Origin of the sequence: Limimaricola soesokkakensis (assembly GCF_900172345.1) — a bacterium.
Lineage (GTDB): Bacteria > Pseudomonadota > Alphaproteobacteria > Rhodobacterales > Rhodobacteraceae > Limimaricola > Limimaricola soesokkakensis.
Map to the genome: position 1 here is coordinate 99246 of NZ_FWFY01000005.1, position 13181 is coordinate 112426.

A 13181-nucleotide genomic window follows, 5' to 3' on the forward strand; every position below is an offset into this window, starting at 1 on the left:
CCTCGACGGCCCCGGCCCGAATGGTTAGCGGAACATCGGCGGCCGGGCCTCGGTCCAGGCACCGTCGCACTTGCCGCTCTTGGCCACGGCGAAGACGGCGGCCATGGAGCGCAGCCCGTCCTCGGCGCGCGGGTAGAGATCGGCGGCCGGGTCCATCTCGCGGCCCGCCTTGCGCGCGGCGATCGCCTCGGCGAGATCGGCATAGATGTTGGCGAAGGCCAGCGGCATGCCCTCGGCATGGCCGATCGTCACCCGGCTGGTGCGGTCCGCCTCGGGCGAGAGCCCCGCCTCGCCGCGTTCGATCACCTCGCGCCGGCCGCCGAGCGGCATCCAGTAGAGCTGGTTCGGCTGCTCCTGCGCCCATGACAGGCCGCCCTTCTCGCCGAAGACCTGCAGCGTCAGCCCGTGCTGGCGGCCGATCGCCACCGAGGAGGTCCAGAGCCGCCCCACCGCGCCGCCGTCGAAGCGCAGATTGACCATCGCGTCGTCCTCGAGCGTGCGGCTTTCGATGCAGCTCACCGTGTCGGCGGAGAGGCGCGCGACCTCCTGGCCGATCACGAAGCTCGCCATGTGCAGCGCGTGGATGCCGCAATCGGCGAACTGCGCCGAGACGCCCGCCTGCGCCGGGTCGTAGCGCCAGCGCACGCGCGGATTGTCGGCGTCAGCCGCGTCGGCGTGGTGGCCATGCGCGAATTCGGCCTTCACCAGCCGGATCTTTCCAAGATCGCCGCGCGCCACCATGGCCCGCATGTGCCGCACCAGCGAATAGCCCGAATAGCCGTAATTCACCGCGCAGATCCGGTTCGCCGCGCGCGCGGTGCGGACGATCTCCTCGCCCTCCTCGACGGTCATGGTCATCGGCTTTTCGCACAGGACGTGGAAGCCGGCCTCGAGGAACGCCTTGGTGATCTCGAAATGCGTGGCGTTGGGGGTGGCCACGGTGACGAGGTCGACCCGGTCGGGGCGGTTCCTCTCGCCCTCCAGCATCTCGCGCCAGTCGCCATAGGCGCGGTCCGGCGTGAGGCCGAGACGCCGGCCGTAGTCGCGCCCGGCCTCGGCGCGGTGGTCGAGCGCGCCGGCGCGGAATTCGAATAGCCCGTCGAGCCCCGCGCCGAGGCGATGCGCCGGGCCGATCTGGCTGCCTTCGCCGCCACCGATCATGCCCCATCCCAGTTTCGTCATGGCCGGACCTCCCTATTTGAAGCCGATGGATTCGAGATATTCGCGGTTCTTGCGGGCGTCGCCCAGCGGGTCGGGGTCGAGCGTCGGATCGCAATCCTGCTCGACCGTGCACCAGCCCTCGAAGCCCGCTTCCAGCAGCGCCTGCCGCACGGCGGGGAAATCGACGTCGCCCTCGCCCAGATTGCAGAAGATGCCCTGTCCGCAGGCGTCGTAGAAGCCGGTGCGGTTCTCGATTACCCGGGCCTTCACCACGGGGTCGATATCCTTGAAATGCATGTAGGAGATGCGGTCCTCGTGGCGCTTGATGAAGGCCACCGGGTCGAAGCCCGCATAGGAATGATGGCCGGTGTCGAAGCAGATCTTGAGGATGCGCTCGTCGACCTCGTCGAGAAGCCGCTCCAGCTCCGGCTCGAAATCCATGAAGCCCGCCGCATGGGCATGGATGCCGGTGGTCAGCCCGTATTCCTCGGTGCCGATCCGCGCGACGGTGGCGATGCGCTCGCGGAAGGCGGCCCATTCCATCGCGTCCATCTGCTCGGCCTCGGAGGCGCGGCCGGCGGTCGGGGCGCGGCGCGGCGAGATCGAGTCGATCAGCACGAGGTGCTCGGCCCCATGCGCCTTGAGCGCGCGGCAGGTGCGATGCGCGGCGTCGAGCACGTCCTCCCAGGCGGCCGGGTCGTGGAACGGGCGGAACACCACGCCGCCGATGAGCTGCAGCCCGAACTCGTCGAGCGCCGCGCCCAATTCGGCCGGGTCCTCGGGCATGTAGCCCACCGGACCGAGCTCGATGCCCTTGTAGCCCGCTGCCGCGCAGTCGCGCAGCACGTCGCGCCAATCGGGGTTGCGCGGGTCGGCCGCGAATTCCACGCCCCATGAGCAGGGGGCGTTGCCAATCCTGATCGTCATGTCCTGACCTCTGTTCTCAGTGTTTCTCGACATCGCGCCAGCGCCCGTCGCGCGCCGAGGCGCGGGCGGTCTCGATCACGCGCGCCACCTCGAGCCCGTCGCGGAAGCTGGGCCAGACCGTTTCGCCGGTCTCGATCGCGCGCAGGAAATCGCGCGCCTCGATGATGATCTGGTCCTGGTAGCCGGTGCCGTGACCCGGCCCCTGGCAGAAGGGGAGGTAGTCGGGATGCGCCGGGCCGGTGAGGATGCGGGTGAAGCCGCGCGTGGCCTCGGGGCCTTCGGCGCGGTAGAGGTGGATCGCGTTCTGATCCTCCTGATCGAAGCGGATCGCGCCCTTGGTGCCGGTGATTTCGTAGGCGTAGCCCATCTTGCGGCCCGTAGCGATCCGGCTGAAATGCATCTGCCCCATCGTGCCGCGCGCGAAGCGGCACATCAGCTGGGCCTGGTCGTCATTGTCGACCCGGCCGCCGGGGCGCTCGGTGTGCACAGTTTCCATCGTGGCCGAGAGCGAGGCGATGGGGCCAAGCAGCGCGAGCGCCGCGTTGACCATGTGTGGCGCCAGATCGCCCAGCGTGCCGTTGGCCTCGCCTGCGCAGCGCCAGGTGAACGGGGTCTCGGGGTCGGCGAGGAAATCCTCGGTATGCTCGCCGCGAAACCACGTCACCTCGCCGATCGCGCCTTCGGCGATGAGCTGTCTCGCGAACTGGCTCGCGGGGGTGCGGATGTAATTGAACGCGACCATGTTGGCCGTGCCCGAGGCCTCGGCCGCGGCGACCATGGCGCGGGCGTCTTCGACCGAGGCGCCCAGAGGCTTTTCGCACATCACCGGCTTGCCGCGCGCGAAGGCGGCCTCGGCGATCTCGCGATGCGTCTCCTGCGGCGCGGCGATCACCACCGCCTCGACCCGGGGATCCTCGACCAGCGCGCGCCAGTCATCGGTGGCGCGGGCAAAGCCATAGGCGGCGCGGTAGCGCTCGGCGCTTTCGGGCGAGCTGGCCGCGACCATCTCGAGCCGTGGCCGGAGCGGGGTGTCGAATACCGCGCCCACGGCCGACATGGCGACGGCGTGGGCCTTACCCATGTAGCCGCCGCCGATGATGCCGATGCCGATCTCCCGCATGTCGAACTCCCCCCTCGTCGATTTCGATTTGCAACCGGTTGCAAAATACGTATCGTGAGAGTCGAAACGCCGCAAGCGGCATTCGCGACTTGCCACGAAAAACCTGGAAGGGCCGCCCCGCCATGACCGCATCACAGGGTACCGTTCGCCTCACCACCGCGCAGGCCATCATCCGCTGGCTCGCCAACCAGTATATCGAGATCGACGGAGAGGAGCTGCGCGTCTGCGGCGGCGGCTTCGGCATCTTTGGCCACGGCAACGTCACCTGCCTGGGCGAGGCGCTGCACGGGGTGCAGGCCGAGCTGCCGCTCTATCGCGGTCAGAACGAGCAGGGGATGGGCTTCGCCGCCGCCGGTTATGCCAAGCAATGGCTGCGGCAGCGCTTCATGTTCTGCACCGCCAGCGCGGGGCCGGGCACGATGAACCTCCTCACCGCCGCCGGTCTCGCCCATGCCAACCGGCTGCCGATGTTGATGCTCTGCGGCGACGGCTTCGTGACCCGGCTGCCGGACCCGGTGCTGCAGCAGATGGAGAATTACGGCGACCCGACCTTCGGCGTGAACGACGCGTTCAAGCCGGTGGTGCGGTATTGGGACCGGATCACCCACCCGGCGCAGGTGATCCAGTCGCTGCCCGCCGCGCTGGCGACGATGCTCGACCCGGCCGATTGCGGCCCGGCCTTCATCGGGCTGCCGCAGGACGTGCAGGGCTGGGCCTGGGATTTCCCGGAGGCGATGTTCGAGAAAAAACTCCACCGCATCCGCCGCGTGGCCCCCGACGAAGCCGAGATCGCGGATGCCCGCGCGGCGCTGCTCGCGGCCAAGCGGCCGATGATCATCGCCGGCGGCGGCGTGCAGTATTCGCGGGCGGCAAAGGAACTCGCCGCCTTTGCCGAAGCGCATCGCATCCCGGTGGTCGAAACCATCGCGGGGCGCGCCAACCTTCTGGCGGAGCATCCGCTCAACATCGGTCCGATCGGCGTCACCGGCTCGGACAGCGCCAACGCAATCGCGGCGCAGGCGGATGTGATCCTCGCCGTCGGCACGCGGTTGCAGGATTTCACCACCGGCTCGTGGACCGCCTTCGACGCCAGAGCCCGGATCGTCGCGATCAACGCGGCGCGGCACGACGCGGGCAAGCACCGGGCGCTGCCGGTGGTCGGTGACGCGAAGCGGGCGATCGAGGCGCTGGGGCGAGGACTCGACTACGCGGCCCCCGCTGCATGGGTCGAGAAGGCGCAAAAGGAGCGCCGCGCCTGGGACGCCTATGTCGCCGAGAACGTGAAGCCCGGCAATGGCCCGAACTCCTACGCGCAGGCGATCGGCGTGGTGAACGATCTGTGCCACCCGCGCGACCGGATCGTCGCGGCGGCGGGCGGGCTTCCGGCCGAGGTGACGGCGAACTGGCGCACGCTGGGGATCGGCACGGTCGACGTGGAGTTCGGCTTTTCCTGCATGGGCTACGAGATCTCGGGCGCATGGGGCGCGCGGATCGCGCAGGCGCAGCGCGAGCCTGAGCGCGACACCATCGTCTTCATCGGCGACGGTTCCTACATGATGATGAACAGCGATCTCTACTCGGCGGCGCTGAGCCGCAAGAAGCTGATCGTGCTGGTGCTCGACAATGGCGGCTTTGCGGTCATCAACAAGCTGCAGAACAACACCGGCAACGAGAGCTTCAACAATTTGCTCGCCGATTGCCCGACCATCCCCGAACCCTTCGCCGTCGATTTCGAGGCGCATGCGCGGGCGCAGGGCGCCGAGGCGGTGACGGTCGAAAACCCGGCCGAGCTGGCCACGGCGTTCCAGCGGGCCAAGGCGAGCGACCGCAGCCAGGTCATCGTCATGAAGGTCGACGCTTACGAGGGCTGGACCACCCAGGGCCACGCCTGGTGGGAGGTCGGCACGCCGGAGGTGACGACCAGCGAGCGGGTCCGCGCCGCGCATGAAAGCCAGGAATCGGGCCGCGCCCGGCAGCGGCGGGGGGTGTGATGCTGGACCGGTTGAAGGGACGCCGCTTTCTGGTGATTGGGAGGGTCGGCATGGACCTGACGGCGATGCCGCCCGGCACCCGCACCCGCGAGGCCACCGATATGATGGTCTCGATGGGCGGCAGCTCGGCCAATATCGCGGCCGGGCTGGTGAAACTCGGCTGCTCCGCCTCGCTGGTGACCTGCGTGTCCGACGACGCGGTGGGCTGGTATTGCGAGGATCAGCTCGACGCCTATGGCATCGAGCGGGCCCATGTGCGCCGCGTGAAGGGCGAGGAGCGCACCTCGCTGGCCCTCGTCGAGGCCCGCGTCGCGGAGCATCAGAGCGTCATCTACCGCAACAACGCCGCCGATTTCGCGATGAACGTCGCGGATGTCGAGGCGGTGGATTACACCCGCTTCGACGCGGTGATCACCACCGGCACGGTCTTCGCCGCCGAGCCGTCGCGCGCGGCGGCCTTCCGCGCCTTCGAGCTGGCGCGCGCGGCCGGGCTGCCGGTGATCTTCGACGTCGATTACCGCCCCTATAGCTGGCCCTCGCCGCAGGTCGCCTCGGAGGTGCTGAGCCGCGCCGGGGCCATGGCTGACATCATCATCGGCAATGACGAGGAGTTCGGCTTCATGGCGGGCGGCATCGAGCGCGGCTTCGCCCATGCGCGCGCGCTCGCCGAAAGCTCCGATCTGGTGGTCTACAAGATGGGCCCCGAAGGCGCCGTGACCTTCGCGAATGGCGAGGAGTTGCGCACCGGCATCTTTCCCGTCGATGCGCTCAAGCCCACCGGCGCGGGCGACAGCTTCATGGCCGGGCTGATCTCCGGTCTCGCGGAGGCGCGCCCGCTGCGCGAGGCGGTGCTGCGCGGTTCGGCCTGCGCCTCGGTCGTCGTGGCCAAGCCCGGCTGCGCCCCCGCCATGCCCGATCCGGCCGAATTGCAGGCCTTTCTAGACACCCATCCCGGCCCCACGCAGGGCTGAAAGGACATCCCATGCACATCGCCCCCCATGACAACCGCAACCAGCCCATCGTCGATGCCGATCACGACCTGGTGCCGCTCAACTACTTCAACATCGTCAAGCTGAAGCGCGGCGAGAGCTTCGACTATGCCGTACCGGGCTACGAGACCTGCGTGGTGCCCGCCACCGGCACGGTCGATGTCGATGTCGAGGGGATGGGCTTCGAGGCGCTTGGCCGGCGCGGCGTCGATGTCTGGGATGGCGAGCCCGAGGGCGTCTACGTCCCCACGGGCGCAAAGGCCCGCCTGACCTGCCGCAGCGAGGCGGCGGAGGTCTTCGTCGCGGGCGCGAAATACGACCGGGTGCTCGAGCCCTTCGACGTGCGCGAGCCCGAGCTCGACATCGTGCAATACGGCTCGGACGACACCAAGACGCATCGCAAGATCAAGCACATCCTCGGCGCCAAGCAGCATGACAAGGTCGGCCGCCTCCTGGTGAGCGAGCTCTACACGGTGGGGCAGGGGGGCTGGTCGGGCTTTCCCAGCCACAAGCACGATACCGATCGCCGCGGCGACAATGGCGAGATGATCGAGACCCGGCATGACGAGACCTACAACTTTCGCTTCCGGCCGGATTACGGCTCGGGGTTGCAGATGCTCCAGCGTGAGGACAACGCGCCGGGCGACGCCTATCACATCGTGAACGGCTCGACCGTGCTGATCGACAAGGGCTACCATCCCTGCGCGGTGCTGCCGGGCTACGAGATGTATTACTTCACCATCCTCGGCGGGCTGAGCCAGCGCAGCCTCAAGCAGTATTTCCAGCCGACCCATGCGGCGCAGCTGCACACGATCCCGGGGATCATGGACATGGTGGCCAAGTTCAAATGACGCTCGCGACGCTTTCCGAGGTGCTGGGGCCCGCGAACCGCGACGGCTATGCGGTGGCCGGCCTCGTGACGCTGGGCTGGGAGGACATGCGCGCCTATGTCGCCGCCGCCGAGGCCGAGGGCGTGGCGGTGATCCTTCAGGCCGGGCCGTCCTGCCGCAAGCACACGCCGCTCCCGATCCTCGGCGCGATGTTCCGGCATCTGGCCGAGGCGGCCTCGGTGCCGGTGGTGGCGCATCTCGACCACGGCTACACCGAGGAGGAATGCCGCGAGGCGATCGGGGCGGGCTTCACCTCGGTGATGTTCGACGGATCGAGGCTGCCGCTCGCGGAGAACATCGCCCGCACCGCCGAGATCGCCGCCATGGCGCATGCGGCGGGGGTGTCCTGCGAGGGCGAGATCGGCTTCGTCGGCTATGCGGGGGGCGAAGGTTCGGCCGGGACCGATCCGCAGGAGGCAGCGCGCTTCGCGCGCGAGACGCGGATCGACGCGATGGCGATCTCGGTTGGCAACACGCATCTGCAGCGCGGCGGCGAGGGCGGTCTCGACGAGGCGCGGATCCGCGCGATCGTGGAGGTCACCGAGGTGCCGCTGGTGATCCATGGCGGCTCGGGCGTGCCGCATGCGCAGCGCCGGGCGCTGGCGCGCGGCTCGCGGATCGCCAAGTTCAACATCGGCACCGAGCTGCGCATGGAATTCGGCCGGGCGCTGCGCGCGGCCGTGGCGCGCGACCCCGACCGCTTCGACCGGGTGGCGATCCTGTCGGAGGTCCACGAGCCGCTGGTCGAGGCGACGCGCGGCGTGCTGCGCGGGCTCAAGGGGGAATGAGATGCTGAATGTCGGGATACTGGGCTGCGGCCGCATCGGCCGGGTCCATGCCGCATCGCTGGGCCGGATCGCGGGGGCGCGCGTCGCCGCCGTGGCCGATGCGATGGAGGAGGCCGCGCACGGGCTGGCTGCGAGCTGCGGCGCGACGGCGATGACGGCGGAGGCGCTGATCGACAGCGCCGAGGTCGAGGCGGTGGTGATCGGCACGCCGACCCACACCCATTACGACCTGATCCATGCCGCCGCCCGCGCCGGCAAGGCGATCCTGTGCGAGAAGCCCGTCGACATGTCGGCCGAGCGGATCCGCGACTGCATGGCCGTGGTCGAAGAAACCGGCGTGCCCTTCATGACCGCCTTCAACCGCCGCTTCGATCCGAACTTTGCCGCGATCCGCGCCCGGATCGAGGCCGGGGAAATCGGCGCGGTCGAAATGGTGACGATCCTGTCGCGCGACCCCGCGCCGCCGCCGCCTTCTTACATCGAGGGATCGGGCGGGATCTTCCGCGACATGATGATCCACGACCTCGACATGGCCCGGTTCCTCTTGGGCGAGGAGCCGGTCACGGTCTACGCGGTCGGCGCGGCGCTGGTCGATCCGGCGATCGGCGAGATGGGGGACGCCGATACGGCGGCGGTGACGCTGACCACGGCCTCTGGGCGAATCTGCCAGATCTCGAATTCGCGGCGCGCCAGCTATGGCTATGACCAGCGGATCGAAGTGCATGGCGCTCGCGCGCTGCTGCGCGCCGACAACATGCTGCGCGACACGGTGGAGATGGCCGGGCCCGAGGGCTTCTGCCGCGCCCCGGCGCAGGCCTTCTTTCTCGAACGCTACGCCGCCGCCTACGAGGCCGAGATGCGGCATTTCGTCGAGAGCGTGGCGCAGGGGCGCGAGATGTCCCCGAGCCTTGCCGACGGGCTGCGCGCGCAGCTTCTGGCGGATGCGGCTGACCTGTCCTGGTGCGAGGGGCGAGTGGTGCGGCTCGACTGAGCGCGGTCCAACGGCGCGGTCCTGTCTACGGCGCGGCACCGGTTCGGTGTCGCGCCGTTGTCTTGCGGGAAGGGGCGTCCCGTGGCGGGCGAGCCCCCCGCGTGACGGCGTGCCGGAACGACGAGGCCCGCCCCCGAAAAGGGGCGGGCCTGAGATCGCGGTCGCAGAGATTGGCGGGGCCTCAGCTGCGGCCCTTCCACGGCACCAGCCGGGTTTCGGCCTGGCGCATCAGCATGTCGATGCCGAAGCCGATCAAGCCGATCAGGATGATGCCCATCATCACGATGTCGGTCAGCTGGAACTTGGAAGCGGCGATGATCATCATGCCCGCGCCCATCTGCGCCGCGACCAGCTCGGCGGCGACGACGGTGCCCCAGCACACGCCCATCGCCACCCGCGCGCCGGTGAAGATCTCGGGCAGCGAGTTCGGCACGATAACGTGACGCAGAATCTGCCATTTTGATGCACCGAGCGAATAAGCGGCGTGAATCTTGCTGATCTTGACGCCGGAGACGCCGGCGCGCGCGGCGATGGTCATCACCCAGAGCGCGGCGAGGAACAGCAGCACCACCTTGCCGGTCTCCCAGATGCCGAACCAGATGATGACGAGCGGGATCAGCGCCAGCGGCGGCACCGGGCGCATGAACTCGACGATCGGGTCGAACCAGCCGCGGAACCAGCCCGAGAGCCCCATCGCGTAGCCAAGCGGAATCCCGACCGCCGCGCCGAGGGCGAAGCCGGTCAGCACCCGCAGCAGCGAGGCGCCGATATGCTCCCACAGCGAGTAGTTCTGGTAGCCGTTGGTCATGATCTCGATGAAGCGACCGACCACCGCCTCGGGCGAGGGCAGCCAGATCGGCTCCATCTGCAGGCCCTTTTCGGCGGCGAAGCTCAGCGTACCCTTGGCGGTCATCGACACGGTGCCGTCCGCGACCGGAACCGTGCCGCCCGGCGTGATCCCGGTGCCGTTCACCGACACCACGCGCGCCTCGCCCGGCAGCGGGATCAGCTTGTCGCGGCCGCTCTGGACCGCGACCGCGACCTCGCCGGGCGCGTCGGCCTCGGTGGCGGGGAGCTGCCCATCCGGCCCGACGGTGATCCGCACCCGGCCGTCGCTTACCGCGCCGTCGCCGGTTTCGGCCTGGTAGACGAAGGAGGTCTCGCCCGCGAAGGGGCCGGGCACGTGCAGCGGCACCAGCTTGGAGCCTGTGAAGGCGCCCCAGAGCAGGAAGATCACGACGACCGAGGCGATCGAGGCGATGCGGTCGGGACGGATCGCGCTCTCGTCGCCGAAGGTCACGGTCTTGAGGCTGCTGAAATCGGCGCGGCGCATCCGGCCGCGGCGCAGCAGCCCGGCGGCGGTGGCGGCCAGCACGAAGGAGAGGATATAGACGAGGAGGATCGCGATGCCGGTCATGATGCGGTCTCCATGTGACCCATAATTTCTTCTTCCATGTTCCAGATCATCGACAGGATTTCCTCCCTGGTCTGGCCGAAATCGGGGTGTTTCTTGACCTCCCGCAGATCCATCTCGGCCCCGAGATCGGCGAAGGGCAGGCGGTATTCCTTGTGGATGCGGCCCGGGCGCGGCGCCATCACGATCAGCCGCTCGCCCAGAAGCAGCGCTTCTTCCACTGAGTGGGTGATCAGCATCACCGTCTTGCCGGTCTCCTTCCACAGCGTGAGGACCAGCGCCTGCATCTTCTCGCGGGTGAGCGCGTCGAGCGCGCCCAAGGGCTCGTCCATCAGGATCACGTCGGGATCGTTGGCGAGGCAGCGGGCCAGCGCCACGCGCTGCTGCATGCCGCCCGACAGCTCGTAGATCGCCTTGTCGCGGAAATCCTTGAGCCCGACGATCTCGAGCAGCCGGTCGACCTCGGGCAGGTATTCGGACTTGGACCGCCCGGCCATGCGTGGCCCGAAGGAGACGTTGTCGCGCACGTTCATCCATTCGAACAGCGCCCCCTCCTGGAACACCATGCCGCGCTCGGCATCGGGGCCGCGCACCGCGTGGCCGTTCAGCGTGATCTCGCCCGAGGTGGGGGCGAGAAACCCCGCCACGATGTTGAGCAGCGTGGTCTTGCCGCAGCCCGATGGCCCGAGGACCGACAGGAGTTCGCCCTGCGCGAGATGCAGCGACACGTCCCGCAGGGCCTGCACATGGGTTCCATTGGGCAAATCGAAGCGCATCGAGATGTTGTTCAGCGTCAATCCGGGCATCCGGGCATTCCCTTGTCGGTGGGGATGGGGTGGGGGAGGCGCCGTCGCGCCTCCGCCGGCTCAGTTGGTGCCGATGTCCTGCAGCGGCGCCGTGATGATCAGCTCGCCATAGCCGGGCAGGATCGACGGCACAGTGCCATGCGCGTGGAAGAACTCGGCCGCCCCGTCGATATAGCTGCCGACGCGGCCGCCGAGCCATTTCTCCGAGAGCAGCGTGTCGACCGGGATGAAGGTGAAATCGTCGATCACCTCGCCGGCGGGGCCCTCTTCCATGCCGGCGTCGCGGGCGATGACCGGCAGCATCTCGGCCCGGTCCGCGCCGGCGTTCCACTTGGCGTTCATCTCGGCGGTGAGTTCGAGGAAATCCGCCAGCAGTTCCGGCCGGGCCGCGGCGAACTCGGCCGAGGTGGTGGTCAGGTCGAAGGAGAGGATGCCGATCTCCTCCTTTTCCGGGCCGGTCAGCAGCACGTTGCCGTAATCCATCATCCGCGCCAGCGCGCCGCCCCAGCCGCAGGCCATGTCGACATCGCCGCGCGAGAAGGCGGCGGCGCCCTCGGCCGGAGCCATGTCGACGATCGACATGGTCGAGGTGTCGACCTCGAAATGCTCCATCAGCTGCAGGAAGGTGTATTGCGCGCCGGTGCCGACCGGCACCGCGACGCGCAGCCCCTCCAGCTCCTTGGCGTTTTCGGCATCGATCTCGAGCGCCGCCGCGACCACGCAGTTCTCGTTGTCGGCATAGGAGGCGGCGATGTCGACGATGCGCAGGTCCTGACCTGCCGAGGCGGCGCCGATGAAGGGCAGCACGCCCTGGCTGATCGCGATCTGCACGTTGCCTGCGGCCATCGCGGCGGACATGGCGGTGCCGGAATCGAAGCGGACCCAGTTCACCGGCAGGCCGAGCTTCTCGTCATAGAGCCCCTCGGCCTTGGCGTATTGGAACGGCATCGGCCATTCGGGGAAGTAGGCGACGGTCAGCCCGTCCTGGGCGCTGGCGGCGGTCCCGGCCAGAAGACCGGTCAGGGCGAGGATCGGCAGGGTCGACTTGCGTGTCATGGGTCTGTCCTTGTTGGGTCTGGATATGGCCGGTCGGGGCGGCCGGGGTGACGATCGGTTTGCCCGATTTCTCGTGGGGCGGCGCGGACGGGCCGCGCCGGTGGCGGGATGGGGCTCAGCCCATCCGTTCGCTGGAATAGGATCCCGGCGATGCGGGGAAGACGACGGTCTTGTCGCCATTGAGGAAGACGCGGCGGTTGGCGTGGGAGTGGATGGCGCGGGCGAGGACCTGCGCCTCGACGTCGCGGCCGAGCGAGACGTAGTCCTCGGCCGATTGCGCATGGGTGACGCGGACGATGTCCTGCTCGATGATCGGGCCCTCGTCGAGATCGGCGGTGACGTAGTGCGAGGTGGCGCCGATCAGCTTCACGCCGCGCTGGAACGCCTGCTTGTAGGGGTTGGCGCCCTTGAAGCTGGGCAGGAAGGAGTGGTGGATGTTGATGATCCGGCCCGACATCTTGCTGCACATCTCGTCGGAGAGGATCTGCATGTAGCGCGCCAGCACGATCAGCTCGGCGCCCACCTCCTCGACCACCGCCATGATCCGCGCCTCGGCCTCGGGCTTGTTGGCGCGGGTGACCTTGATGCAGTGGAACGGGATGTCGTGGTTCACCACCAGCTTCTGGTAGTCCATGTGGTTCGAGACCACCGCGACGATGTCGATCGGCAGCGCGCCGATCTTCCAGCGGTAGAGCAGGTCGTTGAGGCAATGGCCGAAGCGCGAGACCATGACCACGACCTTCATCTTGCGGGCCTCGTCGTGGAACGCGTAGTCCATGCCGAAGCTGCGGGCGGTCTCGGCGAAGCCCGCTTCGAGATCGGCCAGCGTCGCACCGGTCTCCGACACGACGCTCACCCGCATGAAGAAGCCACCGGTCTCGGGGTCGTCATACTGGGCGCTGTCGGCGATGTTGCAGCCGTTCTCGGCCAGGTAGCCGGCGATGGCCGCGACGACGCCGCGGCTCGATTGGCAGGTCACGGTCAGGCAGAACTTGGTCATGGGCGTCTCCGAAGGATGGCGGGCGGGCCGGGGCGCGGTGCCCCGGCG

12 protein-coding genes are annotated in these 13181 nt (G+C 68.7%); 5 read left to right on the plus strand and 7 right to left on the minus strand.

What is annotated here, in order from left to right:
* Positions 1–24 precede the first annotated feature (24 nt).
* From LOS8367_RS10130 to LOS8367_RS10140, 3 genes are read right to left on the minus strand one after another with little or no spacing between them, the layout of a single operon-like run.
* Positions 25–1182: a Gfo/Idh/MocA family protein gene (locus LOS8367_RS10130; RefSeq protein WP_085896383.1), complete on the minus strand. Its 1158-nt coding sequence runs from the start codon at positions 1180–1182 to the stop codon at positions 25–27.
* Positions 1183–1194: 12 nt separating this feature from the next.
* Entirely contained in the window at positions 1195–2088 is an 894-nt protein-coding gene (locus tag LOS8367_RS10135; RefSeq protein WP_085896384.1) for a TIM barrel protein, read from the minus strand.
* A 16-nt stretch (positions 2089–2104) separates the two neighbouring features.
* On the minus strand, positions 2105–3208 hold the full coding sequence (locus tag LOS8367_RS10140; RefSeq protein WP_085896385.1) for a Gfo/Idh/MocA family protein: 1104 nt from the start codon (positions 3206–3208) through the stop codon (positions 2105–2107).
* Positions 3209–3330: 122 nt separating this feature from the next.
* Between LOS8367_RS10140 and iolD the strand changes: the two genes are divergently transcribed.
* The 5 genes from iolD to iolG are packed head-to-tail and all read left to right on the plus strand — an operon-like array spanning position 3331 to position 8857.
* Positions 3331–5199 (plus strand): 3D-(3,5/4)-trihydroxycyclohexane-1,2-dione acylhydrolase (decyclizing), encoded by a 1869-nt coding sequence (iolD, locus tag LOS8367_RS10145; RefSeq protein ID WP_085896386.1) that lies wholly within the window; start codon positions 3331–3333, stop codon positions 5197–5199.
* Positions 5199–6170, plus strand: a complete 972-nt coding sequence (gene iolC / locus LOS8367_RS10150; protein ID WP_085896387.1) for a 5-dehydro-2-deoxygluconokinase — start codon at positions 5199–5201, stop codon at positions 6168–6170. Before iolD ends, iolC begins: the two co-directional genes overlap by 1 nt.
* 11 nt (positions 6171–6181) lie before the next feature.
* Positions 6182–7039, plus strand: coding sequence for a 5-deoxy-glucuronate isomerase (locus LOS8367_RS10155; RefSeq protein ID WP_085896388.1), 858 nt, complete (start codon positions 6182–6184; stop codon positions 7037–7039).
* Positions 7036–7866, plus strand: coding sequence for a class II fructose-bisphosphate aldolase (locus LOS8367_RS10160; protein ID WP_085896389.1), 831 nt, complete (start codon positions 7036–7038; stop codon positions 7864–7866). The genes LOS8367_RS10155 and LOS8367_RS10160 overlap by 4 nt, the downstream gene beginning before the upstream one ends.
* Before the next feature lies 1 nt (position 7867).
* Entirely contained in the window at positions 7868–8857 is a 990-nt protein-coding gene (iolG, locus tag LOS8367_RS10165; protein WP_085896390.1) for an inositol 2-dehydrogenase, read from the plus strand.
* Between the two features lie 181 nt (positions 8858–9038).
* Here the strand turns inward: iolG and LOS8367_RS10170 are convergent, their stop codons facing one another.
* From LOS8367_RS10170 to purU, 4 genes are all read right to left on the minus strand, one after another.
* The gene (locus LOS8367_RS10170) at positions 9039–10265 is read right to left on the minus strand and encodes an ABC transporter permease (RefSeq protein ID WP_085896517.1); all 1227 of its coding nucleotides are present in this window, start codon (positions 10263–10265) and stop codon (positions 9039–9041) included.
* 5 nt (positions 10266–10270) lie between these two features.
* Positions 10271–11077 carry a taurine ABC transporter ATP-binding protein gene (locus LOS8367_RS10175; protein ID WP_085896391.1) on the minus strand — a complete coding sequence of 269 codons (807 nt, stop codon included), beginning with the start codon at positions 11075–11077 and terminating at the stop codon, positions 10271–10273.
* 60 nt (positions 11078–11137) lie between these two features.
* Positions 11138–12133: a taurine ABC transporter substrate-binding protein gene (locus LOS8367_RS10180; RefSeq protein ID WP_085896392.1), complete on the minus strand. Its 996-nt coding sequence runs from the start codon at positions 12131–12133 to the stop codon at positions 11138–11140.
* A 115-nt stretch (positions 12134–12248) separates the two neighbouring features.
* Positions 12249–13133 carry a formyltetrahydrofolate deformylase gene (purU, locus tag LOS8367_RS10185; protein WP_085896393.1) on the minus strand — a complete coding sequence of 295 codons (885 nt, stop codon included), beginning with the start codon at positions 13131–13133 and terminating at the stop codon, positions 12249–12251.
* Between the last annotated feature and the right edge of the window lie 48 nt (positions 13134–13181).